This is a genomic window from Nocardia sp. NPDC003269, assembly GCF_042888005.1.
In the GTDB taxonomy this organism is placed as follows: Bacteria; Actinomycetota; Actinomycetes; order Mycobacteriales; family Mycobacteriaceae; genus Nocardia.
The window spans coordinates 2,052,905-2,079,410 of sequence record NZ_JBIAPA010000001.1 but is presented as its reverse complement, the minus strand read 5'-3'; the positions used below and the strand labels follow the sequence as shown (position 1 = coordinate 2,079,410).

21 protein-coding genes (1 of these 21 only partly in view) are annotated in these 26,506 nt (G+C 70.2%); 12 read left to right on the top strand and 9 right to left on the bottom strand.

Annotated features, from left to right (window positions below):
* Nucleotides 1-3: 3 nt before the first annotated feature.
* Together ACFYWJ_RS09500 and cobF are read right to left on the bottom strand one after the other, a co-directional pair.
* Nucleotides 4-873, bottom strand: a complete 870-nt coding sequence (locus ACFYWJ_RS09500; protein ID WP_355273576.1) for a DNA-formamidopyrimidine glycosylase family protein — start codon at nt 871-873, stop codon at nt 4-6.
* A 16-nt stretch (nt 874-889) separates the two neighbouring features.
* On the bottom strand, nt 890-1,630 hold the full coding sequence (cobF, locus tag ACFYWJ_RS09495) for a precorrin-6A synthase (deacetylating) (RefSeq protein ID WP_355273579.1): 741 nt from the start codon (nt 1,628-1,630) through the stop codon (nt 890-892).
* Between the two features lie 45 nt (nt 1,631-1,675).
* On the opposite strand from cobF, the gene ACFYWJ_RS09490 reads away from it, so the two are divergent.
* The 6 genes from ACFYWJ_RS09490 (at nt 1,676) to ACFYWJ_RS09465 (ending at nt 5,903) form a co-directional block, all read left to right on the top strand.
* Complete coding sequence (locus ACFYWJ_RS09490) at nt 1,676-2,479, top strand: thymidylate synthase (protein WP_355273582.1); 804 nt, start codon at nt 1,676-1,678, stop codon at nt 2,477-2,479.
* Nucleotides 2,476-2,964: a dihydrofolate reductase gene (locus ACFYWJ_RS09485; protein WP_355273585.1), complete on the top strand. Its 489-nt coding sequence runs from the start codon at nt 2,476-2,478 to the stop codon at nt 2,962-2,964. The genes ACFYWJ_RS09490 and ACFYWJ_RS09485 overlap by 4 nt, the downstream gene beginning before the upstream one ends.
* A 103-nt stretch (nt 2,965-3,067) precedes the next feature.
* The gene (locus ACFYWJ_RS09480) at nt 3,068-3,394 is read left to right on the top strand and encodes a cupin domain-containing protein (RefSeq protein WP_355273587.1); all 327 of its coding nucleotides are present in this window, start codon (nt 3,068-3,070) and stop codon (nt 3,392-3,394) included.
* A 73-nt stretch (nt 3,395-3,467) separates the two neighbouring features.
* Complete coding sequence (locus ACFYWJ_RS09475) at nt 3,468-4,520, top strand: Dyp-type peroxidase (RefSeq protein WP_355273590.1); 1,053 nt, start codon at nt 3,468-3,470, stop codon at nt 4,518-4,520.
* The gene (locus ACFYWJ_RS09470; RefSeq protein WP_355273591.1) at nt 4,520-5,317 is read left to right on the top strand and encodes a family 1 encapsulin nanocompartment shell protein; all 798 of its coding nucleotides are present in this window, start codon (nt 4,520-4,522) and stop codon (nt 5,315-5,317) included. Before ACFYWJ_RS09475 ends, ACFYWJ_RS09470 begins: the two co-directional genes overlap by 1 nt.
* Nucleotides 5,318-5,375: 58 nt before the next feature.
* The gene (locus ACFYWJ_RS09465; RefSeq protein WP_355273593.1) at nt 5,376-5,903 is read left to right on the top strand and encodes a hypothetical protein; all 528 of its coding nucleotides are present in this window, start codon (nt 5,376-5,378) and stop codon (nt 5,901-5,903) included.
* Between the two features lie 12 nt (nt 5,904-5,915).
* Here ACFYWJ_RS09465 and ACFYWJ_RS09460 read toward each other — a convergent pair whose 3' ends face one another.
* Entirely contained in the window at nt 5,916-7,070 is a 1,155-nt protein-coding gene (locus ACFYWJ_RS09460) for an epoxide hydrolase family protein (protein WP_355273595.1), read from the bottom strand.
* A 56-nt stretch (nt 7,071-7,126) separates the two neighbouring features.
* Nucleotides 7,127-7,798: a helix-turn-helix domain-containing protein gene (locus ACFYWJ_RS09455; protein ID WP_355273597.1), complete on the bottom strand. Its 672-nt coding sequence runs from the start codon at nt 7,796-7,798 to the stop codon at nt 7,127-7,129.
* A gap of 217 nt (nt 7,799-8,015) precedes the next feature.
* Between ACFYWJ_RS09455 and ACFYWJ_RS09450 the strand changes: the two genes are divergently transcribed.
* The 4 genes from ACFYWJ_RS09450 (at nt 8,016) to ACFYWJ_RS09435 (ending at nt 13,169) form a co-directional block, all read left to right on the top strand.
* Nucleotides 8,016-9,551: an amino acid permease gene (locus ACFYWJ_RS09450; protein ID WP_355273599.1), complete on the top strand. Its 1,536-nt coding sequence runs from the start codon at nt 8,016-8,018 to the stop codon at nt 9,549-9,551.
* A gap of 107 nt (nt 9,552-9,658) precedes the next feature.
* Complete coding sequence (locus tag ACFYWJ_RS09445) at nt 9,659-10,411, top strand: DUF1989 domain-containing protein (protein WP_355273601.1); 753 nt, start codon at nt 9,659-9,661, stop codon at nt 10,409-10,411.
* Nucleotides 10,408-11,028, top strand: a complete 621-nt coding sequence (locus ACFYWJ_RS09440) for an urea amidolyase associated protein UAAP2 (protein WP_355273604.1) — start codon at nt 10,408-10,410, stop codon at nt 11,026-11,028. The genes ACFYWJ_RS09445 and ACFYWJ_RS09440 overlap by 4 nt, the downstream gene beginning before the upstream one ends.
* A gap of 167 nt (nt 11,029-11,195) precedes the next feature.
* Nucleotides 11,196-13,169, top strand: a complete 1,974-nt coding sequence (locus ACFYWJ_RS09435) for a 5-oxoprolinase/urea amidolyase family protein (RefSeq protein WP_387161449.1) — start codon at nt 11,196-11,198, stop codon at nt 13,167-13,169.
* 7 nt (nt 13,170-13,176) lie between these two features.
* Here ACFYWJ_RS09435 and ACFYWJ_RS09430 read toward each other — a convergent pair whose 3' ends face one another.
* Nucleotides 13,177-13,659 carry a MarR family transcriptional regulator gene (locus tag ACFYWJ_RS09430; RefSeq protein ID WP_355273608.1) on the bottom strand — a complete coding sequence of 161 codons (483 nt, stop codon included), beginning with the start codon at nt 13,657-13,659 and terminating at the stop codon, nt 13,177-13,179.
* Nucleotides 13,660-13,765: 106 nt separating this feature from the next.
* Between ACFYWJ_RS09430 and ACFYWJ_RS09425 the strand changes: the two genes are divergently transcribed.
* A complete protein-coding gene (locus ACFYWJ_RS09425) occupies nt 13,766-14,899 on the top strand; it encodes a GDSL-type esterase/lipase family protein (protein ID WP_355273610.1) in 1,134 nt (377 codons plus the stop codon).
* Between the two features lie 10 nt (nt 14,900-14,909).
* On the opposite strand, the gene ACFYWJ_RS09420 is transcribed toward ACFYWJ_RS09425, so the two are convergent.
* Nucleotides 14,910-15,908 (bottom strand): NAD(P)-dependent alcohol dehydrogenase, encoded by a 999-nt coding sequence (locus ACFYWJ_RS09420; protein WP_355273612.1) that lies wholly within the window; start codon nt 15,906-15,908, stop codon nt 14,910-14,912.
* 92 nt (nt 15,909-16,000) lie between these two features.
* Here ACFYWJ_RS09420 and ACFYWJ_RS09415 point away from each other — a divergent pair, with 92 nt between their 5' ends.
* The gene (locus ACFYWJ_RS09415; RefSeq protein WP_355273614.1) at nt 16,001-16,642 is read left to right on the top strand and encodes a TetR/AcrR family transcriptional regulator C-terminal domain-containing protein; all 642 of its coding nucleotides are present in this window, start codon (nt 16,001-16,003) and stop codon (nt 16,640-16,642) included.
* 41 nt (nt 16,643-16,683) lie between these two features.
* On the opposite strand, the gene ACFYWJ_RS09410 is transcribed toward ACFYWJ_RS09415, so the two are convergent.
* The 3 genes from ACFYWJ_RS09410 to ACFYWJ_RS09400 all read right to left on the bottom strand — a co-directional run.
* Nucleotides 16,684-17,808, bottom strand: a complete 1,125-nt coding sequence (locus ACFYWJ_RS09410; RefSeq protein ID WP_387161278.1) for an ATP-grasp domain-containing protein — start codon at nt 17,806-17,808, stop codon at nt 16,684-16,686.
* A gap of 99 nt (nt 17,809-17,907) precedes the next feature.
* Complete coding sequence (locus ACFYWJ_RS09405; RefSeq protein WP_355273618.1) at nt 17,908-18,486, bottom strand: Uma2 family endonuclease; 579 nt, start codon at nt 18,484-18,486, stop codon at nt 17,908-17,910.
* Between the two features lie 132 nt (nt 18,487-18,618).
* Nucleotides 18,619-26,506, bottom strand: the final stretch of a protein-coding gene (locus tag ACFYWJ_RS09400) for a non-ribosomal peptide synthase/polyketide synthase (RefSeq protein WP_355273621.1). It continues 35,720 nt past the right edge of the window; only the last 7,888 of its 43,608 coding nucleotides appear in the window; the start codon falls outside the window, past its right edge — the gene reads right to left on this strand; its stop codon occupies nt 18,619-18,621.

The following is a 26,506-nucleotide window of genomic DNA, read 5'->3' as shown; positions in this document are numbered from 1 at the left end:
GCCCTACTTGAGCAGCCGCGACATCCGCCGGTCGGCGAGCACCTTGCCGCCGGTCTGGCAGGTGGCGCAGTACTGGAACGAGCGCTCCGCGTAGGACACCTCGCGCACGGTGTCACCGCAGACCGGGCACTTCAGCCCGGTGCGCGCGTGCACCCGCATGCCCGATCGCTTCTCGCCCTTCAGCCGGGCCGCGTCCTGCCCGACCGAGCGCTGCACCGCGTCGAGCAGGACTTCGCGCATCGCGGTGTAGAGCTGCGAGACCTTGTCCGCCGCCAGTGTTCTCGTATTCGCGAACGGCGAGATCTTGGCGGTGTGCAGGATCTCGTCGGAGTAGGCGTTGCCGATACCGGCGATCAGCGTCTGGTCGACCAGCGCGGTCTTGATCCGCTGCGAGGTGCCCGCCAGCAACGCCGCGAACTCGTCCTCGGTGACCGCCAGCGCGTCCGGTCCGAGCCGCGCGATGCCGGGCACCGCCTTCGGATCGTCGACGACGTAGACCGCCAGCCGCTTCTTCGTCCCCGCCTCGGTCAGGTCGATCGACGGCGTCGCCCCCTCCGGGGTGAAGAAGTGCACCCGCAGGGCCAGCGGCGATTTCCCGCCCGGCTTGGGCGGCAGTGGATTCGGTTCGTCCACCCAGCGCAGCCAGCCGCCCCGCGACAGATGGGTGATCAACCACAGCCCGCCGCAATCCATCCCGAGGAACTTGCCCCAGCGCCCCGCCCCGGTGACATCGCGTCCGGACAGCGCCGTGACCGGCGGGTCGAACGTCTTCACCGCGCTCAGCGCGGCCACGTCGACTCGTCCCACCACCGCGCCGACGGCATGATCCCGCAGGAACTGCGCCAGCGCCTCTACCTCGGGTAGCTCGGGCACCCGGCCAGTTTATCGGTCATCGGCCGCGCAGGAGGTATACGTCCATGATCCAGCCCTTGGCGGCGCGCAGCTCCGCGCGCCGGGCCACGATCTGCTGCTCGACCTCGCGCAGCGGTCCCTCGATCAGGGTCTCGTCGGGCATGCCGAGGTAGGCGCCCCACCAGATGTGCACGTCGTCACCGGGGACCTCGGTGAACGCGCAGTCGCCGTCGAGCATCACCACCGTGGAGCCCGCGCCCAGACCCTCTTCGCGAAGCCTGCGTCCGGTGGTGACGTGGACCGGTTCGCCGATGCGGTGCAGCACAACGCGGTGCCGGGCGGCCAGCGCGGCGACGCTGGTGACGCCCGGGATCACCGCGTAGTCGAACTCCGCGCGGCCGCGGGCCAGCACGTGCTCGACCATGCGCAGGGTGCTGTCGTAGAGCGCCGGGTCGCCCCACACCAGGATCGCGCCGACCCCGTCGACCTCGGCGAAGGCGGCCTCGAGCAGTTCGGCACGGCGCTCGTGCCAGTCCCGCACGACACCGGCGTAGTCGTCGGGGGTGCGGTCGCGCGGCGGGTCGGTGATCTCGATGATCCGGTGCGGGCCGGGAACGTGCTCGGCCAGGATCGCGGTGCGCACCTCGACGAGTTCCCGCTTCTCGGCGCCCTTGCCGATGACGAAGAAGGCGTCGGCGTGTCGCATGGCCTTGATCGCCTGCATCGTCACCTGGTCGGGGTCACCGGCACCGATGCCGATCACGTAGAGCTTGCGCATACGCGGAGACTTTGCCAGGTGCCGCGCACCGTAGAATCGCCAGGCGTGGCCACCCCTGATACGCAGTACGAGGATCTGCTCCGGCACGTGCTGGAGAACGGCACCCCCAAAGCCGATCGCACCGGCACCGGAACCCGCAGCATCTTCGGTCATCAGCTGCGCTACGACCTGGCCGAGAGCTTCCCGCTGATCACCACCAAGCGGGTCCACCTCAAGTCGATCGCCTACGAGCTGCTGTGGTTCCTGCGCGGCGATTCCAACGTGTCCTGGCTGCAGGAGCACGGCGTGACCATCTGGGACGAGTGGGCCGACGCCAAGGGCGAGCTCGGCCCGGTCTACGGCGTGCAGTGGCGCTCCTGGCCGACGCCCGACGGCACCCACATCGACCAGATCACCCAGGTGCTGCACACCCTGCGCACCGACCCGGACTCGCGCCGGATGATCGTCTCGGCCTGGAACGTGGCGGACCTGGACAAGATGGCCCTGGCGCCGTGCCACGCCTTCTTCCAGTTCTACGTCGCCGACGGCAAGCTCTCCTGCCAGCTCTACCAGCGCAGCGCCGACCTGTTCCTCGGCGTGCCGTTCAATATCGCCAGCTACGCGCTGCTCACCCTGATGGTGGCCCAGCAGACCGAGCTGGAGCCGGGCGAGTTCATCTGGACCGGTGGCGACGTGCACATCTACGACAACCACGTCGAGCAGGCGCGCGAGCAGCTCGGCCGCGAGCCCTACCCGTTCCCGACGCTGCACCTGCGCCCGGCGGCGAGCCTGTTCGACTACACCTACGACGACATCGAGCTCACCGGCTACCAGCACCACCCGGCCATCAAGGCGCCGGTGGCGGTGTGAGCGGACAGATCGGCCTGATCTGGGCGCAGGCCGCCGACGGCGTCATCGGCGTCGACAACACCATCCCGTGGCGCCTCCCCGAGGACATGGCCAATTTCCGGGACACCACCATGGGTCATCCGGTGATCATGGGCAGGCGCACCTGGGACTCGCTGCCCGCGGCCTACCGTCCGCTGGCCGGCCGCCGCAACATCGTGGTCACCCGCCAGACCGATTGGGCGGCCGAGGGCGCCGAACGCGCCGCCTCGCTGCCCGACGCGCTGGCCCTGGCCGGACCGGGTGATCTCTGGGTGGCCGGCGGCGGCGAGATCTACCGCGCCGCGCTCCCCCTGGCGACAACGCTGCTGGTCACCGAGGTCGACACGCGGGTGGCGGGCGACGCGTTCGCCCCGGTCATCGGCCCGGAGTGGCAGGCGCCGGAAACCCCGTGGCAGGAATCGAAAACCGGTCTCCGCTACCGCATTCGCCGCTACACCCGGCGCTGACAACGCCTGGCTAACGGTCTGGCAAAACGCCCGACCGCGGGCACGGTCTCGGGCATACTCCCAGATACCAAGCCCCGCGAGAGCCTGCGAAAGGCGCTATGCCATGGACAAGAAATCGCTGACCGCGGTGGCCCGCCAACAGCTCAAGCTGGCGGCCACCTCGACGAGTGGCCGGAGTTCGCAGACCGTCATCGGCGGCCACACCCATGCGCTGCGCCAGACCGTCGTCGCGTTGACCGAGGGCCAGAGCCTGGCCGAGCACGACAACGCGGGCGATGCCACCATCCAGGTCCTCAGCGGCACGCTGGTGCTGATCGCGGGCACCGACGAGTGGAAGGGTTCGGCGGGCGATCTCATCGTGGTCCCGCGCGCCCGGCACAGCGTCAAAGCCATCGATGACGTGGCGTTTCTGCTGACAGTCGCCAAATAAGGGTTGCCTGAGGGTCGCTGACACGCCAGGGCGTGCCGCGAACCTGTCCGCGCGGCGCTCTACTCTGGACGGCATGGGTGAGCCACAGCCGATCCTCGAACCGCTCACGCCGGCCGCCATCTTCCTCGTCGCCACCATCGACGAGGGCGGCGAGTCGGCGGTCCGCGACCTCTTGTCGAATATCTCCGGTTTGCGCCGTTCGGTGGGTTTCCGGGTGCCCGGCGAGGGCCTGACCTGCATCACCTCGATCGGCTCGACGGCCTGGGACCGGCTCTTCACCGGACCCAAACCCGTTGAGCTGCACGAATTCCCCGGCTACAACGGGCCGGTCCACAGCGCACCGACCACTCCGGGCGACCTGCTGTTCCACATCAAGGGCGAGACCCAGGGCGCCTGCTTCGAACTCGCCATGGCGATCGGTGAGCGCCTGCGCGGCGCCGCCACCGTCGTCGACGAGACCGTCGGCTTCCGGTACTTCGAGCAGCGCGACCTGCTCGGTTTCGTCGACGGCACCGAGAATCCCGAGGGCGGCGCGGCCGCCTCGGCGGCGCTGATCGGCGCCGAGGACCCGGACTTCACCGGCGGTAGCTACGTCATCGTGCAGAAGTACACCCACCCCCTCGACCAGTGGAACGCGCTCTCGATCGAGGAGCAGGAGCGGGTGATCGGGCGCACCAAGCTCGGCGACTACGAACTGCCCGACGACATCAAGCCGGCCAATTCCCATGTCGCGGTGAACACCCTGATCGACCCCGACGGCACCGAACGCCAGATCGTGCGCGCCAACATGCCGTTCGGCACCGTCGGCCAGGGCGAGTTCGGCACCTACTACATCGCCTACGCCGCCACCCCGAGCGTCACCGAGCGCATGCTGGAACGGATGTTCCTCGGCACCGGCGAGGCGGCCTACGACCGCATCCTCGACTTCTCCTTCGCAGTCACCGGCACCCTGTTCTTCACGCCCACCGTCGATTTCCTCGACGACCTGCCGGACGCCCCCGACTCCGTTGCCACCGAAGAAATTTCCGATTCGCTGCCCGTGTTCACCCCTGTGGAACGGGCCGACGCCGCCGCTTCCGGCTCGGACGGCTCGCTCGCCATCGGCTCGATGAAGAGGAGTAACTGATGAACAACCTGCATCGCGAACTCGCGCCGATCACCGGTGAGGCCTGGGCGCAGATCGAAGAGGAAGCCACCCGGACGTTCAAGCGCAATATCGCCGGTCGCCGGGTCGTCGACGTCTCGGGTCCGCACGGGGTCGCGTACTCGGCGCGCAACCGCGGCAGGTTGACCGCGATCTCCTCGCCCGACGACGGTGTCGTCGCCCACCAGCGCGTGGTGCAGCCGCTGGTCGAACTCCGGGTGCCGTTCACCCTGAAGCGCAGCGAACTCGACGACATCGAGCGCGGCGCGGGCGACGCCGACTTCGACACCCTCAAGGCCGCCGCCCAGAAGATCGCCTTCGCCGAGGACCGCGCGATCTTCGAGAGCTACGCCGCGGCCGGCATCACCGGCATCCGCGACGCCGCCTCCAACGCCCCGGTCGCCCTGCCGAGCAATGTCGTCGACATCCCCGACGCGATCTCGCGCGCGCTCACCGGGCTGCGCTTGGCCGGTGTGCAGGGCCCGTACTCGGTGGTGCTCAGCGCCGAGCTGTACACGCAGGTCAGCGAGACCTCCGATCACGGTCACCCGATCCGCACCCACATCGAGCGGCTGATCGACGGCGAGATCATCTGGGCGCCCGCGATCACCGGCGGTTTCGCGCTCACCACCCGTGGCGGCGACTTCGAGCTGGCGCTGGGCCAGGACCTGTCGATCGGCTACCTCAGCCACGACGCCGAGACCGTGCAGCTCTACTTCCAGGAGACGTTCACCTTCCTCGTCGAGACCTCCGAAGCGGCGGTATCGCTCGGGTCGTGAACCCGGCGCGGCCCACCCCGCTAGGGTGGGCCGCGAGTTCGTGAGAGGGAGGTTTCGCATGGCGGTCGTGCGTGCCGGTGTCGTGCCCGCTGGTCGGAGCCTGTTCTACTGCCTGATCGGGGTGCTGGTCACCACCGGTGTCATCGGGCTGTTCGTGGCGATGTTCGGGGTGAACCGGGTGATCACCGGCCTGCTCGTCGGCGCGATCGCCGGGGTGGCGGCGGGCGCGGCGCTGTTCGTGCGCGATGTCGTCGAGCTCACCGAGCACGCCATCTACGCCAGGACGCCGTTCCGGTCGGCGACCGTGCCGTGGGATCGCGTCGTCGCCGGGCGCTTCACCCTCGACGAGCGGTCCCGCTGGGCGCTGGCGCTGGACCTGAACGGCGGCTCGGCCGACGAGCTGGTCCTGCTGTCCATCCCGCCGGTGGTGCGCCCGGTCGCCGGCGCCTACGACATGCGCAAACGCGAGCAGGTCACCGAGATCCGGGAGATCTTGCGCGCCAAGCGGATCCCGGTCACCGTGCTGCCCGAGATCGCGGGCGCGCTGAACCAGCACTGGCAGATCGCACCGCCCACGTCACGCTGACCCGGCGAATGATCAACGCAGCGTGCGGAAGAACTCACGGATGTCGGCTGTGAGCAGTTCCGGTTCCTCCAGCGCCGCGAAGTGCCCGCCCCGGTCGACGTCGTTCCAGCGGACGATGGTGTTCTCCGCCTCGTCGAAGCGACGGATCGCCACATCGTGGGCGAACACGAGCACACCGGTCGGCACGCCCGAATTCTCCGGCACCACACCCCATTCCCCGGGCTGCGCGTAGCCGACATAGCCCGCGGACCCCGCGGTGCCGGTGAGCCAGTAGATCATCGCGTTGGTCAGCAGCCGATCCCGATCGATGATCTTGTCGGGCAGCGTCTCGCGCGGGTGCGTCCACTCCCGGAACTTGTCCAGGAGCCACGCCAGCTGCCCGATCGGCGAGTCGACCAGCCCGTAGGCGAGGGTCTGCGGGCGAGTGGACTGCACAGCGATGTAGCCGAACTCCTCGTTCATGAACGCCTCGATCCGCCGGAGGCGGTCGCGTTCGAGCTCGGTCAGGCTCGCCACGACCTCGTCGGGAAGCGGCAGCTGCGGGAATGAGCCCGCGCCGCCGTTGACGTGCACGCCGATCACCCGATCCGGCGCCACCCGCCCCACCTCCGGGCTCACCGCCGCGCCGATATCGCCGCCCTGCACCCCGAAGCTCTGGTATCCGAGCCGGGTCATCAGCTCGACCCACGCGTGCGCGATCCGGCGCACGGTCCACCCACCCTCGGTGACCGGTCCGGAGAACCCGAAGCCGGGCAGTGCCGGGATCACCACGTGGAAGGCGTCGGCGGGGTCGCCGCCGTGCGCCCCGGGGTCGGTCAGCGGGCCGATCAGGTCCAGGAATTCGGCGACCGAGCCGGGCCAGCCGTGGGTCAGCAACAGCGGCACCGCATCGGGTTCCGCCGAGCGCACGTGCAGGAAGTGGATGCGCTGTCCGTCGATGACGGTCGTGAACTGTTCGTGCGTATTGAGTTTCGCCTCCTCGGCACGCCAGTCGTAATCGGTGCGCCAGTAGTCGACGAGCTCACGCAGGTAGTGGGTCGGCACACCGGTGTCCCAGTCGTCGCCGGGCAGCGCGGCGGGCCAGCGCGCGCTGTCGAGCCGATTACGCAGGTCGTCGAGCTGCTGTTGCGGAATGTCGAGGCGGAATCGCTGGATGTCGTCGCTCATGAAGACAACGATAGGAGCCAGCTAGGACAGGTTCCGCCCTAGCTGTCGAGGCAAATTCACTCAGGCGGGTCGGTGGCCAGCCGGGCGAGCAGGTCCTCGGCCGCCGCGCGCACCGGCGCGATGTCCCCTGGGTATCCGACGATGCGCATGATCGCGTCCGGAATCACGCGCTCGGTGTCCTCGCCCGCCGTCCCGGCATCGGACCGGATCCCGATCACCGTCTCGACCAGCCGGAACGGCAAGATCCGCGCGTCGTCGGATCGCCCTGTCGCCGCGGCGGATTCGGCCGCGAGGCGTTCGTAGTGCTCGCGCAGGTCGTCGCGGCGGCGGCGGAAGGTGGCGAAACGTTCGGTGCGCAGCTCCGGCAGCAGGTACAGCGCGCCGAGATTCCAGCGCGCGGCGCGCAATTGGCGCACGTCGAACAGGGCCAGCGCGTAGAGCTGGGTCGCGGCGTCGGCGGGTTCGGCGCCCATCCGCTGTGCCAGCTCGACCGGGCCCGCGACGGTTTCGGCGAGCAGCGCGTCGAGGATGTCGTCTTTGGCGGCGAAGTGGTGATACAGCGAGGCCTGCCTGATCCCGACCGCGTCGGCCACCGCCCTGGTGGAGGTATTGGCATAGCCCTTGGTGGTGAACAGTTCCGCCGCCGCGTCGAGGATCTCCGCGCGCGGCGTCGTCCCCTGCCTACGCCGCTGTTCCAGCCGGGGACGCCCGGGACCGAGGTTTGCCACCCCAAGATTCTGTCACCGGGCCCCGACCTGGGCCGCAGCGGGCACCTCACCAGGGACGATGCCGGTCGGTCGAATTCCTGTCACTCGATAGAAACGTGGGCAACGCAGAAGTTACCGCGGGCCCCACAGCCGATACACGCACGACACCGTTCGAGCGATCGCGCGCGCAAAACTATCGACTGATAGATATTTGGCCGCACCGCCGAAGGACACCGACATGGCCACGACACTCGATACCGCTGCTGTTCCGCCCGACACCGGCCGCGACAGCGCCGATCTCGCCGCATTCGGCTACCAACCGGTCCTGCACCGCAAGCTCGGGCGCTACGCGTCCTTCGCGGCAGGGTTCTCGTTCGTCTCCATCCTCACCACGATCTTCCAGTTCTTCGGCTTCGGCTATTCGTTCGGCGGCGCCGCGTTCTTCTGGACCTGGCCGCTGGTCTTCGCCGGCCAGTTCCTGGTGGCGCTGAACTTCGCCGAACTGGCCGCCCGGTATCCGATCTCCGGCTGTATCTATCAGTGGTCGCGCCGCCTGGCGGGCGGGCTGATCGGCTGGTTCGCCGGCTGGATGATGGTGATCGCGCAGGTCGTCACGGCCGCCGCGGCCGCCATCGCCCTGCAGGTGGTGCTGCCGACGATCTGGAGCGGATTCCAGTTCATCGGCACCGATACCGCGCTGACCTCCCGCGACGGCGCGATGAACGCGGTGCTGCTCGGCAGCGTGCTGCTGGTGGTCACCACCACGATCAACGTGATCGGCATCGACCTGATGTCGAAGATCAACTCGATCGGCGTCACCGTGGAGATCGTCGGCGTGCTGGCGATCGTCGCGCTGTTCTTCACCGGCACCGAGCGCGGCCCGGGTGTGGTCCTGCAGACCGACCAGGCCGCCCCCGGCCCGTACTGGGCGGCGTTCCTGGTCTCCGGCCTGATGGCCGCGTACGTGATGGTCGGCTTCGACTCCGCCGGCGAGCTCTCCGAGGAGACCAAGAACCCGCGCCGGGTCGCCCCGCGCACGATTCTGCTCGCCCTGTCGGTGTCGGCACTGGGCGGCGGGCTCATGCTGCTCGGCGCGCTGATGGCCGCACCCAGCCTCTCCGACGGTGAATTGGCCTCGGGCGGACTGGCTTACGTCATCACCGCGAAGCTGAACAGTCCCGCCGGATCGGTCCTGCTCGGCTGTGTCGCGGTCGCGGTGATCGTGTGCACGCTGGCGATCCAGACGGCCGGCTCGCGCCTGATGTTCTCGATGGCCCGCGACGGCAAGCTGCCCTTCTCCAAGGCCCTGTCGACCGTGCACCCGCGCTTCGGCACCCCGGTGTGGCCCGCCGTGGTGATCGGCGCGCTCGGCATCGGCCTGCTGGTGCTCAACCTGGGCAACCCGGCCATCTTCGCCACTCTGGCCAGCGTCTGCATCGTCAGCCTGTACCTGGCGTACCTGCTGGTCACCGTGCCGCTGCTGCTGCGCCGGATCAAGGGCCTGCCCGCCGTGGACGACCCGACGCTGTTCACCCTGGGCCGCTGGGGCGTCCCGATCAACGCGCTCGCGGTGGTCTGGGGCATCGCGATGGTGATCAACCTGGCGTGGCCGCGCCCGGAGGTCTACACCCCGGCGGGCGGCAGCTGGTGGCAGCTGTGGGCCGGTCCGCTGTCGGTCGCGGTGATCCTTACCGTCGGCGCCATCGTCTACCGCTTCGTGGTGGCCACCGAGGACGAACTCCCCCGCACCGAAACCGTCCCCGCTACCGCGTAATTCGCGCGGGCGCCGCGATTCGACCGGGAATCGCGGCGCCACGCACACGGCCTGCACGCCGTGCCCGATCGATCCGTTCCCGCCCATCGCTCGCCGAGGAGATCACGATGACGAGTACCCAGTCCACCGACGGCGCCAGGGCGCACGCGCGCGCTCAGGCCGCCACGGCCACGATCGCGCGGCCGGAGACGCCCGCCGGGGTCGATCCCGCCGCGGTCGTTCTCGCGCAACGCATCCCCACCGGTGGCTACGCGAATGTGGTGCTGGGCCGGGGTACTCGGGTCCGGCTGGCCGATCCGTCCGGCACCGCCTGCGCGCATCTGTTCCTGCTGCGCGCCGAATCACCGTGGGAGCGGCTCAATGTCGCCGACACCGTGAAGGTGCCGTGGCAGGCCTACCTGAGCGCGGGCCACCCCCTGCTGTCCGATCAGGGCCGGGTGCTCGCCACCGTCCTCGCCGATTCGTCCGGCCACCACGACACGCTGTGCGGACCGAGCGCCGAGGGCCGCCACCAGCTGCACCTGGCCGGGGCCAAGCAGGGGCTGGAGCCCCGCGACATCGGCCCCTCGGTCTCGCTGTTCCGTGGCGTCCGGGTCGAGGCCGACGGCGCTCTCGTCCCGACCGGCAACGTCCCTGCGGGCGCCACCGTCGACCTGCTGATCCACCTCCCGGTGACGCTGCTGGTCGCCAATGCCGCCCACCCGCTCGACGATCGGCCCACCGGCGACCTCGACCTGCTCGCCTGGTCCGCCCCGGCCGAGCTCGCCACCATCCCCAACAACGACCCCGAGTACCGACGGGCCGTGGACAACACCGAAGCCGCCTGGGCGGCCGCATCGACCTCGGAGGTTCTGGCATGAGCACGGCGACCACCCGCACCGTCGTCCTCGACGAGACCGTCCCTGCCCAGGCGCCGTGGTCGGCGATCGTCCGCGCGGGCGATCAGCTCGAGATCATCGATCTGCACGGCAACCAGGCCGTCGACTGCCTGCTCTACTCCGCCGCCGACCGCACCGATCGCTACAGCGCCCAGGCCACGATCGCCGCGCAGCGCAATATCTTCCTCACCACCGGCAGCGTCCTGCTGACCGAGGCGGGCACCCCGCTGATGACGGTGGTCGCCGACGAGGTCGGCAACCACGACACCATCGCCGGTGCCTGCTCGCAGGAATCCAACACCCTGCGCTACGGCCACCACACCCGCCACCAGCACGCCTGCGTGGAGAACTTCCTCACCGCCGCGCTCGAATGGGGGCTGGGCAAGCGGGATCTGGTGTCCAACATCAACTGGTTCATGAATGTCCCGGTCGAGGCCGACGGCACGCTCGGCATCGTCGACGGGTTGTCGGCGCCGGGCAAGAAGGTCACCCTGCGAGCCGAGGTCGACACCCTCGTCCTGGTCTCCAACTGCCCGCAGATCAACAACCCCTGCAACGGTTTCGATCCGACGCCGGTCCGCATGGTGGTGACCCGATGAGTCTCACCGACACCCGGTCCACCGTGGTCGACACCGCACTCCCCTCGGTCACCCCGGAGCGCCACACTCCCGTGGCCGCCCCTACCGGGACGCGCCCAGCCGAAGTCGGCCCCTCAGCGGTCGACCCGGTCGCGGACACCCGGTCCCTGCAGGTCCTCCGCCCCGGCATGCAGACGACCGTGCAGGACTGGCCGGGTCGAATCGGCTACTGGCACATCGGTGTTCCGCCGTCCGGCCCGATGGACGATCTGTCGTTCCGGCTCGGCAATCGGGTGCTCGGCAACGCGGAGGGCGCGGCGGGGCTCGAATGCACCCTCGGCGGGCCCGCGCTGCGCTTCAGCGAGTCGACGTGGGTGTGTGTCACCGGCGCGGTCGCCGACGTGCGGGTCGACGGACGGCCGGTCGAGCAGTGGCGCACCGTCGAGGTCCCGGCGGGCGGCGTCCTCGATGTCGGCGCGATCCGCGGCCCCGGCATGCGCACTTACATTCTGGTGGCCGGTGGTATCGAGGTCGAGCGATTCCTCGGCAGCGCCGCGACTTTCACTCTCGGCAAGTTCGGCGGCGGCACCGGCGCGGCCCTGCGCGCCGACGAGTCGCTGACGCTGGGCGCACCGGGGACCCGCCTCGCCCCGGCGGTCCCGATGGCCGACATCCCCGCCTTCGGGCACCGCTGGGAACTGGCCGTCACCGAGGGACCGCACGGCGCGCCGGAGTTCTTCACCCGCGCCGACTTCGACACCATCATCGGCACCGACTACGAAGTGCACTTCAACTCCGACCGCACCGGCGTGCGCCTGATCGGCCCGAAGCCGGAGTGGGCCCGCACCGACGGCGGCGAGGCGGGCCTGCACCCGTCCAACATCCACGACAACGCCTACTCGATCGGCGCGCTCGACTTCACCGGCGACACCCCGATCCTGCTCGGCCCCGACGGCCCCAGCCTGGGCGGCTTCGTCTGCCCGGTGACGGTGGTCGCGGCCGATCGCTGGAAGCTCGGCCAGCTCACCCCGGGCGACAAGGTCCGCTTCGTCCCCGTCCGCGCCGAACACGCCGCGCCCGCGGGCGAACTCGGCGCGCGCCGCCGGGCATCGTTCGGCACCGTCCTCTCGGCCGGTCGTGACGGCGACGACGGCATCCTGCGCCGCACCGCGGTCGACGACGAGACCGGCGTGACCTACCGCCGCCAGGGCGACGACGGCGTCCTCGTCGAATACGGCACGCTCACTTTGGATCTCGGCCTGCGCGCGCGGGTCCACGCCCTGCACCAGCACCTGATCGCGGCCGGACCGCGCGGGGTCGTCGAACTCACCCCGGGCATCCGCTCCCTGCAGATCCGGGTCGACCCGGCCGTCCTCCCGGTCGCCCGCCTGCTGGACTTGCTCGCCGAAGCCGAAGCGCAACTGCCTAATTCGGATCAGTTGGTCGTCCCGAGCCGCACCGTGCACCTCCCGCTCTCCTGGGACGATCCCGCCACCCGCGAGGCGATCACCCGCTACATGCACGGCGTCCGCGCCGACGCTCCGTGGTGCCCGTGGAACATCGAGTTCATCCGCCGCATGAACGGCCTGGACTCGGTGGACGACGTCTACCGCACCGTCTTCGACGCCGAATACCTGGTCCTCGGCCTGGGCGATGTCTACCTGGGCGCCCCGGTCGCCACGCCCACCGATCCCCGCCACCGGCTGGTCACCACCAAGTACAACCCCGCCCGCACCTGGACGCCCGAGAACGCGGTCGGCATCGGCGGCGCGTACCTGTGCATCTACGGCATGGAGGGACCCGGCGGTTACCAGTTCGTCGGCCGCACCACCCAGGTCTGGAACCATCGCGCGCGGCCCACCGGCACCGCGGGGCCCGGCGTCGACCGTTTCGCCACCGACCCCGAAACACCGTGGCTGCTGCGGTATTTCGACCGCATCCGCTGGCATCCGGTCGAGCCCGACGAGCTGCTCGACCTCCGGGCCGACTTCGCCGCGGGAAAGGTCGACGTCGCGACCGAGGACGGCGAGTTCCGCCTGGCCGACTATCGCGCCTTCCTGACCGAGAACGCCGCCGCCATCACCGATTTCCGCGCGGTGCAAGCCGACGCGTTCGCCGCCGAACGGCACTCCTGGCGCACCACCGGCGAGCTCACCGACTGACCCCGGCTCAGGTCCGGGGTGGCTGGTCGGCGATGGCCGTGGCCGAGGGGTTGGTGGCGTCGCGGAGGATGCGCAGGCCGGTGACCAGCCCGTCGAGCTGGTCCGGGGTGAGCAGGCCGGTGAGCCAGGTCTCCAGCGCGTCGAGGTAGTCCGGGAGGACTTCTTCGAGACGGCTCGCCCCCGCCGGCGTCAGGGCCGCGTAGGCACTGCGGCGGTCGGTGGGATCGAGTTGCCGTTCGACGAGGCCCGCCTTGGCCAGGCGGTCGACCAGGCGGGTGACGCCGCTGGTCGACAGGTCCGTCTGGGTGGCCAGGTCGGACATGCGCAGGCGGCGGTTCGGCGAGCGGCTCAGGCGCATGAGGGCGTTGAGGTCGAGGCCGGAGAGGCCGTGCGCGTGCCAGGTCGGTTCGACCTTCGCGATCAGCCCACTGTTGGCCTCGAAGAGCAGGCCGGAGATGGTCAGCCGGGGGTCGTCGAACAGTTCGTGCATGAGACCACCCTAGCCGATGCTTGCCATGCGGATAGTTGACACGAGGAATACTTAGGAGTAGATCTATGTCTACGCAATATTCCTCGAAGCAACTAATGGAGTGGTCATGCAGCAGACGTGGGTCGCCGGGTTCCGGTCGGGTGTCATCAACCCGGACGAGCAGATCAAGCTCGCCGAATCGCGGTCGTTCAGCGACGAGACGGTGCGGCAGGTGCTGCACATGGCGGGCGGCGGCGACGCGGTGCGGGTCCGCCTGACCAACCGGTACGGGTCGGCGCCGCTGGTGATCGGCGGCGCGCGCCTGGCCGCGCGCAAGGAGGGTTCGGCGATCACCGCCGATGTCGAGGTCCGCTTCGGCGGCGCGCCGATCACGGTCATCGAGCCCGGCGCCGAGCTGGTGAGCGATCCGCTCGACCTGGCCGTCACCGCGGGCGAGGACCTGTTGCTCAGCCTGTACCTGCCCGGACCGACCGGCCCGGCCACGTTCTCCCACCAGCCCGGCGAGATCGCCTACCTCGCGGCGGGCGACCGCACCGCCGACGTGGAACTGCCCGGCGCGCAAGAGGTTCCGTTCCGGTTCTTCGTCACCGGTGTCGACGTACTCGGCGCGGCACAGACCCCGATCGCTGTGGCGTTCGGCGACTCCTGGTTCGAAGGTGTCGGCACCACGCTCAGCGCCAATCGCCGTTCCGTCGACGTCGTCAACGCGCGCCTGACCCGGGGCTGGGTGGTCAACAACGGCATCGCCGGCAATCGGCTCACCGCGCGCGAGATCGGCGAATCCGGCTTGGCGCGTCTGGATTCCGACGCCATCCAGGTACCCGGTGTCACCGACATCCTGGTGAACTTCGGCATCAACGACCTGATCCTCGGCGCGATGGGCGGCCAGCCCTCCGCCACCACCGAGCAGCTGATCGCCGGGTTCACCGAGCTCGCCGAGCGCGCGCACGCGGCCGGTCTGCGCGTGCACGTCGCCACCATCGGCCCCTACGCCGGCTGCGTCTACCCCGGCATGCCGCTGCTGGAAACCCAGCCGACCCGGCACGCCGTCAACGACTGGCTGCGGACCACCGATCTCTTCGACTCGGTCTTCGACGTCGACCGCGCGGTGGCCGACCCGGAGCGGCCCGACTTCCTCCGCCCCGAGTTCGACAGCGGCGACGGCATGCACCTCAACGACGCGGGCGCCGCGGCCATGGCGCACACGCTCGACCTGACCGCGCTGTTCAACGGCGCCTGAGCGCCCGCTCTCACGGTGTAGTGAGGACGGTCTTCCCCGAGGCGTGCCCCCGCGCGAAGATCTCGACGGCGGCCGCCGCGTCCGACAGCGGGACGCGGCGCTCGATCACCGGGCGCAGCGCTCCGTCGGCGGCCAGGCCGGCGAGATAGCGCAGGTCGGCCGCCGCGGGGCGCATGAGCAGCGCTTTCAGCGTCTGACGGACGAACAGGTCGGTCAGGACGACCGCGCCGAGCCAGCGCACGGGGCCGAACCAGTTGTCGCCGGGTGCGGCGGCGGAGGAGATGAACACGCCATCCGCCGTCAGCACCCGGCGGCATTCGCGGAGTCCGCGGTTGCCCGCCAGATCGAAGAGCACGTCGTACGGCGCGTCCGTGTCGGTGAAATCCTCGGCAGTGTAATCGATCACGACATTCGCGCCGATACCGCGCACCATCTCGAGGTGCCGGGTACTGCACACCGCGGTCACGTGCGCTCCGAGCGCCTTCGCGATCTGCACCGCGAAACTGCCGACCCCGCCGGACGCGCCATTGATCAGAACCCGGTGTCCCGGTGCGACTTCGCCGATGTCGCGCAGACCCTGCAGGGCCGTCATTCCCGAATCCGGTATCGCCGCGGCCTCTTCCATGCTCATCGCGGCGGGCACGGTGGCGATCGCATCGACATCGGCGGTCGCGTATTCGGCGAAGGCGCCACTCGGCACGACACCGAAAACCCGGTCACCCACCTGGAATTCGGTAACCAGCTCGCCGATTCCGACCACCTCGCCCGCGAGGTTCTGCCCGATCATCCGATGCTTGGGCCTGCGCAGCCCGAACCCGAGCCGCAGCAGGTACGGGGTACCGGTGAGCAGGTGCAGGTCCCCGCTGCACAGCGAAGCCGCCCGCACCCGGACCACCACCTCGCGCGGACCCGCCGCCGGGCGCGGCACGATCTCGGTCCGCAGTACCTCGCTTCCGCCGTACCGGGGAGCCACCCATGCGGTCATCGACGCCGTATCCACCTCGGTCATGCCGTCCCTCAATTCGCACTTACAGCGTAAGCCTGATGGTTCAGACGGTACGCTTACGCCGTAAGTAGGTCAAGGAATGAGTCAGGAGCCGCATGCCACGCACCCCGTTGACCAGGGAACGAGTCCTGCGCGCCGCGATCGACCTCGCCGATCAGGAGGGCCTGGACGCACTGTCGATGCGCAAGCTCGCCAAGGCGGTCGGTGTGGAGGCGATGTCGCTGTACAACCACGTCGCCAACAAGGAGGACCTGCTCGACGGCATCGTCGACCTGGTCGTCGCCGAGATCTACGTCCCCCGCGCCGACGGCGACTGGCGGGCCGAGCTACGCCACCGCGCGACCTCGGCGCACGAGGTCCTGCTCCGGCACCGCTGGGCCACCGGCCTGCTCGGCTCCCGCGTCAATGTCGGCCCGGCCATGCTCCGCTACATCGACGCCACCCTGGCCTGCCTGATCACCGCGGGCTTCAGCTATGAGCAGGCCGACCGCGCGTGGAACGCCCTCGACAGCCACATCTACGGCTTCACCTTGCAAGCCATCAACTTCCCCCTCGACCCCGCCGAATACGCCTCGGCGGCACAGCGATTCCTGCCCCTCATCCCCACCGAGACACACCCCCACATGCACGCCCTGGCCGCACTCGTCATCGACGGAACCCATTCCGGTATCGCCGATTTCACCTTCGGCCTGGACCTGCTCCTAGGTGGGCTGGGCCGCCTGCTCCGGCCCACCTAGGACGTCACCGTTTCCGAACGCCGCGCGATCGGGTGGCTCGATCAGCCCGGAACCAGGTCGGCGCTCCGGCGGAGCCCCTCGGGTGCCTGATCCGCATGGGGCGTGACCTCCATGACCGCTTCGGCGACGGCGAGGCAGGCGCCGAGGCGGGGCGGGCGCCGCAACCCGGTATCCCGTTCCAGGAGCAGCCGGACGGCGGCCCACGGGAGGTTGATGTCGGCGAAGGCGGTGTGGAACAGGCCCGCCGAGGGGCGCGGGTTGGCTTCGAGCAGGACGGGCTGTCCGGCCCGGTAGCGCAATTGCACGTTGGTCAGGTAGGCCAGTTCGAAGTGGCGGACCAGGCGGCGGGCGATGTCGACGACGTCGGGGTCGTCCAGGAGCATGCGGAAGCGGCCCTGCTTGGCGCGCGGAATGCCCACCAGGAGTTCGCCTCCCGGCGCCGAGAGGCAGTCGATGCTGATCTCCGGGCCATCGAGGAACGGCATGACGAGCAGCGGGGGCACGGATTCGCCCTCCTCCGCCGCGCGCCGCAAGGCACCCGCCACCGCCTCGACCGAGGCAACGGGGCGCGGCGCCACCCGCAGGCTGGCCAGGGTCAGCGGGCGGTCGTCGAGAATGCGGAAGCCGAACGCCGAGTACTCGCCGCTGGGCTTGATGCACAGCGTTTCCCCGCCGCGCGAGAGCTCGTCGACGGCGGCGTAGAACTCGTCGGCGTCGGTGGCCTCCCGCCACGGCGGCACGGGAATGCCCGCCGCCCCGGCACTCTCGTAGGTGCGGACCTTGCTGGTCAGCGCCCGCACCGCCGCGGGCGGCGAACACATGAGGCTGGTGCCGATCGCGGCGAAGTCCGCGGCCCGGCCCGCGAGCGCGTCCAGGCGCCGGGGCGGGATGAGGACATCGATCCGGTGCGTCCGACAGAAGTCGAGCGCGAACTGCGCGTATTCCTCGTTGCCGACATACCGAGGTTCGATCGCCGATACATCGCACACCGAGAGGGCAGCCGCACTCGGATCCACATTGCTGGCATAGACGGTGACATCCACACCGTCGGGGTTCTCGCGCAGCAACCGCATCACTTGAACAGTCGCCGCGCCCGCACTGCTCAGCCAAATCCGAAGCGTTATGGCAACCGCTCCCTTCCCGTTCCCGTAGCGAACCCGGACCATATCCCGGTTCCGCGTCGCGAGCATTTCGGAACGAAAGACAGCACGTCACGCCCCGGATATCACGGGGGTGCGCGGCGGGAGCGAACGGATCAGCGGAGGCTAGCCCGGGAGCAGCGCACCAGGGTCGAACGTGACCTCGAACGGTGCGCGCAGTGTCACTGGGCTACCCGCCGACGCGCGATGAGTCGGCACATATTCACCCTCGGCTCCCAGCGTGTAGGCGAAGAGGACCGGAAGGGCCTCGCCGGGAAGCTGACCTTTGAACGGGTTGATCTCGAATCGCCAGTAATGCTCGATCCCCGCGGAGGCATAGATCACCGGCTTCACCATGCGGTCGGGGAATGTCGTCGACTTCGATACCACCTCGACGGCGACCCGGACCTGCGCTGCCGGTACGCCTCGACCATCCATATCGATGGGACGGTCGGCAATCACCAGGTCGGGAATGGGCTCGTCGGAGCCGATCAGCACGCCAGTACCGAGCAGGGTGATCATCTCGGCCGGGACGACCGGCTGCAGTGCCAGAAACAGCGACTGGATCAACCACTGGTGCTTGGGTTTGGGCGCCGCGTTCACGACGAGCTGGCCATTCAACACCTCGTATCGCAGTCCGTCATCGGGCATCTGGTCGAGATCCGCGGCAGTCCAGTGATCGGAGTGGGGCAGTGGCATCGCCATCCGAACACCTCCGATTCGCCGAATCACAGCACGCCGCTCGTGCCGAACGATTCGAGTCTAGCGGCTACCGGACCGACGTAGCGCGGCGCTGCTCGCCTACCAGGGGAAACAGGGTAGGCGAGCAGCGTGGGGCTACTCGGCGACGATCACCGTGATGTCGCCGTCGGCCGCGTCGGTCGGGTCGCCGGGGGCGACGAACCAGTGGGTGACCTCGCCGTCGGTCAGGTCGTCGGCGACCGGGCCGTCGGGGAGGACCGACAGGGCGCCCGCGGTGGCGGAGACCAGGAATTCCTGGACGGCCGCCGGGCCGGAGGCGTGCGTGGTGAAGGTGGTGCCTTCGTAGTCGACGCCGTGGGTGTCGCGCAGGGACTCGGCGAGGGCGAGCGCGGCGCTCTGGGTGAGCGTCGAGATCGCACCGGCCGCGGCCAGGACGAAGGCGGGGTGGTCCTCCAACAGCGGGCGGACCCGGTCGGCGTAGGAGACGGGATGCGCCGCGGCGGCGGCGATCTCGGCTTCCACGTCGGGCAGGATCAGCCAGTCGCCCGCGACACCGGCGACGGGGGCGTCGCTGATGCCGTAGGCCGCACCGGTCGCGGCGATCTCGACGCCGGACAGCTCGCCGGCGAACAGGACCGCGGCCCCGGCCTTCTGGATGGCCCAGGCGGCGAGGACGGAATCCACGCTGCGCGGCAGCGAGATCGCGACGATGTCGCCGGGGCCCGCACCGCGCGCGATGAGCACGCGGGCCAGCTGCGAGGACTTGCGATCCAGTGCGCTGTAGGCGATCTCGCTGTCGCCGCGGAGCAGGGCGGGGGCCTGCGGGTCCGCTTCGACGACCTCGGCGAGCACTTTGGCGACCGTCTGCGCGCCGACACCGGCCGTGCCGACCGGGGCCGAGACCGCCGCGGTCACCCCGGATTCGGCGAGCAGCTGGGCACGTTCACCCGCGTCGAGGATGTCGATGTCGCCGACCAGGCCGGTCGGGTTGTCGAGCAGCTCGTCGAGGACCCGCAGCAGTCGCGCGGACAGCGTGCGGACCTCGTCCTCGGTGTAGGTGCTGCGCAGGTAGCGCATGGTGATCTCGATGGTGGCCTCGGCCATCACCACCAGCGTGAGCGGGTAGTGGGTGGCGTCGTCGAGGCCGACACCGGTGACCTGCATGCCGTCGATCGAGCTCGCCGCGGTGACGGCGTCCTTGTCCATCGGGTACGACTCGAACACCAGCAGCGTGTCGAACGCGGCACCGGCGCCGGCCACCCGCTGGATGTCGGACAGCCCGACGTAGTGGTGGCTGAGCAGGTCGGCCTGCTCGGCCTGCACCCGCTTGGTCAGCTCCTCCGCGCTGATCCGGTCGTCGATCTGGATCCGCACCGGCAGGGTGTTGATGAACAGGCCGACCATCGACTCGACGCCGGGCAGTTCGGCCGGGCGGCCGGACACGGTCGCGCCGAACACCACGTCGTCACGCCCGGTGAGGCGGCCGACGACGATGCCCCACGCGGTCTGCAGCAGCGTGTTCACGGTGACGCCGAGTTCACCGGCGAACTTGCCGAGCGCCCTGGTGCGGTCGGCGTCGATCTCGACGATGACCTTGCCCAGCTCGTAGCGCTCCTCGGTGCGCGGCGCGGGCGCCAGCTGAGTGGGGCCTTCGACCCCGGCCAGCGCCTCGGCCCAGACCCGCAGCGACACGTCACGATCCCAGCCCGAGAGGAAGGACAGGAAGTTGCGGTAGGAGGCCACCCGCGGGAGCGCGGTGAGGTCACCGTGCACCGCGTAGAGAACCAGCAGGTCGCGCATGAGCAGCGGCATGGACCAGCCGTCGATCAGGATGTGGTGCACCGTGATCGCCAGGTGGGACGTGCCCTCGTCGGTCTTGTACAGGCCGAAGCGGATCAGCGGCGCCGTCGCCATGTCGAACTGGTTGGCCCGGTCGGCGACCAGCAGCTGCTGCATGCGCGGCAGGCGCTCGGCCTCCGGCAGGTCGGTCAGGTCGACCTCGCGCCACGGGACCTCGAGCTCCGACATCACGACCTGCACCGGCTGACCGGCCGAGTCGGTGACGAACGCGGTCCGCAGGTTCGGGTACCGGTCGAGCACGGCCTGGGCCGCGCGCCGCAGCCGCTCGGTGTCGAGCGTGCCGGTCAGGTCGAGGACGGCCTGCACGGTGTAGACGTCGACGGTCGCCGAGCTGAGCATGGCGTGGAACATCAGGCCCGCCTGCAGCGGCGAGAGCGGCCAGATCTCCGACAGCGCCGGGTAGTTGCCTTCCCACAGCTCGATATCGGACTGTTCCACCCGCACCAGCGGCATGTCGGACGGGGTGAAACCGCCCGCGTCGGCGCGCTGCGCGTGGGTGGCCAGCGCGGTGAGCGCGGCCACGAACAGGTCGGCGAACTCCTGGGCCTGGTCGGCGGTGAGCAGCCCGGTCGGGAACGCGATGTTCGCGCCCAGCTGCGGGCCCTCGTCGCCGTCGTTGACGATGGCGTTGATGTCCAGCGTCGCGTTGGCGGGCATGTCCAGGTCCATCTCGGCGTCCAGCTGGCCCAGGTCGGCCACCGGCACCCAGCCGAGTTCGGCGAGCTCGGCGGGGATCTCGCCCGCCGTCGCGCGACCGAGGTAGTTGAAGCTGATCTGGCCGACGGACGGCAGAACGGCACCCTCGGTGGTCAGGTACTTGAGCATGCCGTAGCCGATGCCCTTGTCGGGCACGGCCAGCATCTGCTCCTTGACCGACTTGATCACCTCGCCGAGCACGGCGCCGCCGGCGAAGGCGTCGTCGAGATCGGCACCGGCCAGATCCAGGCGGACCGGGAACGCGGTGGTGAACCAGCCGACGGTACGCGAGAGGTCGGCACCGGCGACGATCTCCTCCTGGCGGCCGTGGCCCTCCAGCTTGATCAGCGCCGCGGTCCCGGATTCGTCACCGCGCCACCGCGATACGGCCAGGGCGAGCGCGGTGAGCAGACCGTCGTTGACACCGCCGTGGTACAGGCCGGGGATGGCCGTGAGCACCGCGTCGGTGACCTCCGGCGACAGGGTGACCTGCACCCGGTCGACGGTGGCGAAAGTGTCGACCCGCGGATCGAACGCCCGCGCGCCCAGGCGCGGATCGGCCGTGGCCGAGACCTCGCGCCAGAACGGCAGTTCCGCGCGGCGATCGGTCGACTGCTCGACCAGGCTGTGCGCCCAGCGCCGCATGGAGGTGCCGTTGGCGGGCAGCGCGACAGGCTGACCGGCCGCGATCTGCCCCCAGGCCATACCGAGGTCCGGGATCAGGATGCGCCAGGAGACACCGTCGATCACGAAGTGGTGGCCGACGATGAGCAGCGCGTCGCGACGGCGCGGGCCGTCGGGGTTCTCGCCGAAGGCGAACCAGACGAACTGCACCATGGCGGCGTTCGCCGGATCGAGTCGGCCCATGGCCTCGTCGTATTCGACCGAAGCCTGCTTGGACAGCTGCTCGTCGGTGATCTCACCGGCCACCTCGACGCGCCGCACCAGCGCGGCCACGTCGACCTCGCCCGGCGCCAAAGCCTCGAAGACCCAGCCCTTCTCGGCATCCTCGGCCACCCGCGAACGCAGCACGTCGTGGTGGTCGAAGACCGCGCCGATGGTGGCGTGCAGGACCTCGTCGGTGAGGTTCTCCGGCAGGCGCAGCACCATCGACTGGGAGAACCGGTCGTAGGTGGAGCCGCTGCTCAGGATCTGGCGCATGATCGGCAGCATCGGGATGTCACCGACACCGCCGCCCGGCAGCTCCTCGAGCACGATCTGGTCGGCGTCGCCCGCGAGCACGGCGATCTCGGCCAGCCCGGCCACGCTGCGCTTCTCGAACACGTCGCGCGGCTTGAACAGCACGCCGCGGTCCTTGGCCCGCGAGACCAGCTGGATGGACAGGATCGAGTCACCGCCGAGGGCGAAGAACGAGTCGTCCAGGCCGACGGCGTCGACGCCGAGCACCTCGGCGAAGACGGTGGCGATGATCGCCTCGACCTCGCTGGTCGGCGTGCGGAACTCGCGCGGGGCGAGCACCGGCTCGGGCAGCGCGCGACGATCCAGCTTGCCCGCGGGGGTCAGCGGGATCTCGTCGAGCACCATGACGGCGGCGGGCACCATGTGCGCGGGCAGCTGCTGCGCCGCGTACTCGACCAGCTCGGCCGGGTCGGCGGCCGCGCCGGGGGTCGCCCGGACATAGGACACCAGGATGGTGGCGCCCGCGTCGGTGGTGCGACCGATGGTGGCGGCGAACTCGACGTCGTCGTGCGCGGTGAGGACCGCGTCGATCTCGCCCAGTTCGATGCGGAAGCCACGGATCTTCACCTGGAAGTCGTTGCGGCCCACGTACTCCACGACGGCCTCGCCGTTGACGGTGCGCCAGGCGACGACGTCACCGGTGCGGTACAGCCGCTCGCCCTCGGCGTACGGGCTGGCCACGAAGCGCTCGGCCGTCAAGCCGGGGCGCGCGTGGTAGCCGCGGGCCAGCGCGATGCCGCCCAGGTACAGCTCACCGGCCACGCCCTCGGGGACCGGGCGCAGGCGGTTGTCGAGCACGAACACGGTGGCGCCCGCGATCGGGCCACCGATGTTCATGGTGTCGCCGGGCAGCAGCGGGTCGGACAGGTTGGTCGCGATGGTCGCCTCGGTCGGGCCGTAGGCGTTGTAGAACCGGTGCTGCGCCGGGTCGGTGCCCGCGCTGTGCCAGTTCGCCACCAGGTCGACGGGGGCCTTGTCGCCACCGACGATCAGCGCTTCCAGTCCGGCCAGCGCCGCGGGTTCCATCGACGCCGCGACCAGCGGGGTGAGGAACACGTGGGTCAGCCGCTCACCCACGATGATCTCGGCCAGCTCCTCGCCGCCGACCACGCCGACCGGCGTGATCACGAGGGTGCCCGCCGAGCCGACCGCGAGCAGGAACTCGAGGATCGACGCGTCGAACGACGGCGACGCGAACGCCAGCGTGCGCGCGTCCGTGCCGAGGCCGAACTGAGCCACCTGGGCGGCGGCGAAGTTGGCCACACCGGTGTGGCTGACGACGACGCCCTTGGGCAGGCCGGTCGAGCCCGAGGTGTAGATCATGTAAGCCGTGCTGCCGGACCGGACGGCACCGTGGCGGTCCGCGTCGGTGATCGGCGCTGCGGACTGTGCGGCGAGCTCGGTGTGCAGCGCCGCGTCGTCGAGGACCAGCCAATCGCCCAGCGCGGGCGCGGGCAGGTGATCGACCTCGGACGACACCGTGATGCCCAGTGCCGCACCGGAGTCCGACATCATGTGCGCGATGCGCTCGGCCGGGTACTTCGGGTCGACCGGCAGGAACGCCGCACCCGACTTGACCACGGCCCAGATGGCCAGGGTCGTCTCGAGCGAGCGCTGCATGGCGATGGCCACGACCGTCTCCGGTGCGGCACCGCGCTCGATGAGCACCCGTGCCAGGCGCGAGGAAGCCGCGTCCAGCTCGGCGTAGGTCAGCGAGCGAAGGTCGCCCGGCTCCGTCGCGAGGAGTGCGCCGAGCAGTCCGGTGTCGGCCGCCGCGCCGGGGGCGACGATGGCCTGACCGGTCGGGTTGGCCGCCACGGCCTGGGCGAGCAGCTCGGGGAGCGTGCTCGTCGACGCGGCGGGACCGCCGGTGCGGGTGAGCAGTTCGGTGCGCTCGGTGCCGTCGAGGAGTTCGAGATCGCCGACCGGGGTGGTGGTGTCGGCGACGACCTCGGCGAGCAGGCGCTGGAAGCGCTGCGCGAACGTCTCGACCGTCGACTGATCGAACAGGTCACTGGCGTAGGAGAACTCGGCGTAGGCGCCCGCCGCGTCCCCGGCCTGCGCCTCACGCACGGTGAGCAGCAGGTCGAACTTGGCGGTGTCGACGTCGAAGTCGACGGCCGAGACCGACAGGCCCGGCAGTTCGAAGCCGGCGTCGGGCAGGTTCTCGAACGACAGCGCCACCTGGAACAGCGGGTGCCGCGCGGTGGAGCGCTCGGGGTTGAGCAGTTCCACCAGGCGCTCGAACGGGATGTCGGCGTGCGCGAACGCGGCCAGGTCGGCTTCCTTGGCCTGGGTCAGCAGCTCGCGGAAGGTGAGCTGGGCGCCGACCTGGGTGCGCAGGGCCAGGGTGTTGACGAACATGCCGATGACGTCGTCGAGTTCGGCCTCGCCACGACCGGCGATCGGGGTGCCGATGACGATGTCCTCGGTGCCCGACAGGCGCGCCAGGAACACCGCGAGGGCGGTGTGCACGACCATGAACAGCGTCGCGTTCTGCTCGCGGGCGATGGCCGAGAGCCCGGCGTGGATCTCGGTGTCGATCGGGAACAGCACCCGGCCACCGGCGAAGGACTGCGTGCTCGGACGCGGCCGGTCCAGCGGCAGGTTCAGCTCGTCGGGGACGCCGGCGAGCGCGCGCTTCCAGTAGTCGGCCTGCTGGGAGATCAGGCTGGTCTCGTCGGCTTCGGAGCCGAGCACCTCGCGCTGCCAGACGCTGAAGTCGGCGTACTGCACCGGCAGCGGCGCCCAGCCCGGACGCTCACCCGTGGCGCGGGCGGCGTAGGCCACCATGACGTCGCGGGTCAGCGGGGCCATCGACCAGCCGTCGGCGCTGATGTGGTGGGCGACGAAGACGAGCACGTATTCCTCGTCCGCGACGCGCATGAGCTTCGCGCGCAGCGGGACTTCGTCGAGCACGTCGAAGCCGGTGGAGATCAGCGCGGCGATCTTGTCGCGGACCTGGTCGGGGGCAACGGTTTCCGGTGTCAGATCCGGAACATTGCCCTCGACCGGCAGGATCACCTGGTGCGGGGTGCCGTCGGTCGACGGGTACACCGTGCGCAGGGTCTCGTGCCTGGCCAGCACGTCGGCGACCGCGAGCTGGAGCGCCTCGACGTCGAGCGCGCCCGTCAGGCGGACGGCGACCGGGATGTTGTTCACCGCGGAGCTGGTGTCGAACTGGTTCAGGAACCACATGCGCTGCTGCGCGAGCGACAGCGGCACCTGCGCCGGACGCGGCCCGGCGACCAGCGCGCGCCGCCCACCGGCGCCGGCGCCCTGCTCCACCTTCACCGCGAGACCGGCGACGGTCGACGCCTCGAACAGCAGGCGCACGGGCACCCGGCTGTCCAGGGCGGCGCCGAGGCGGGCCGCGACCTGGGTGGCCAGCAGCGAGTTGCCGCCGAGGGCGAAGAAGTCGTCGTCGGCGCCGACGCGCTCGGCGCCGAGCACGTCCGCGAACACGCCGGCCACGATCTCCTCGATCGGGGTGGACGGCGCGCGGAACGCCTGGGCCTCGAACTCCGGCTCCGGCAGCGCCTTGCGATCGAGCTTGCCGTTGACATTGAGCGGCAGCGCGTCCAGCACGACGAACGCGGCGGGCACCATGTACGACGGCAGCCCGGCGGCCAGCGTCGACTTCACCTGCGCCACATCGAAATCCGTGCCGACGAGGTACGCCACCAGGCGGTCGCCGGTGCGCGGGTCGGACTTGGCGATGACGGCGGCCTGCGCGATCTCGGGCAGCGCAAGCAGCGCGGCCTCGATCTCGCCGAGCTCGATGCGGAAGCCGCGGATCTTCACCTGGAAGTCGGTGCGGCCGCGGTAGTCGAGCTCGCCGTTGTGCCAGGCCACCAGGTCACCGGTGCGGTACATACGGGTACCGGGGGTGAACGGGTTGGCCACGAAACGGTCGGCGGTCAGGTCGGGGCGGCCGAAGTAGCCGCGCGCCAGCTGCGCGCCGGCGAGGTACAGCTCACCCGCGACGCCGTCCGGCACCGGACGCAGTCGCGCGTCGAGCACGTACACCTGGCTGTTCCACTCGGGCCCACCGATGGAGACCGAACCCTGGTCGGCGGCGTTCACCCGATGCGAGGTGATCGAGACCGCGGCCTCGGTGGGGCCGTACAGGTTGAACAGCTCGGTGCGCGGGAACGCGGTGCGGACCCGCTGCGCGAGCGAACCCGGCAGTGCCTCACCGATGGCGAGAATCCGCCACAGCGAATCGGGCATGCCCGCGGCCAGCAGCGCGTCGAGCATCGACGGC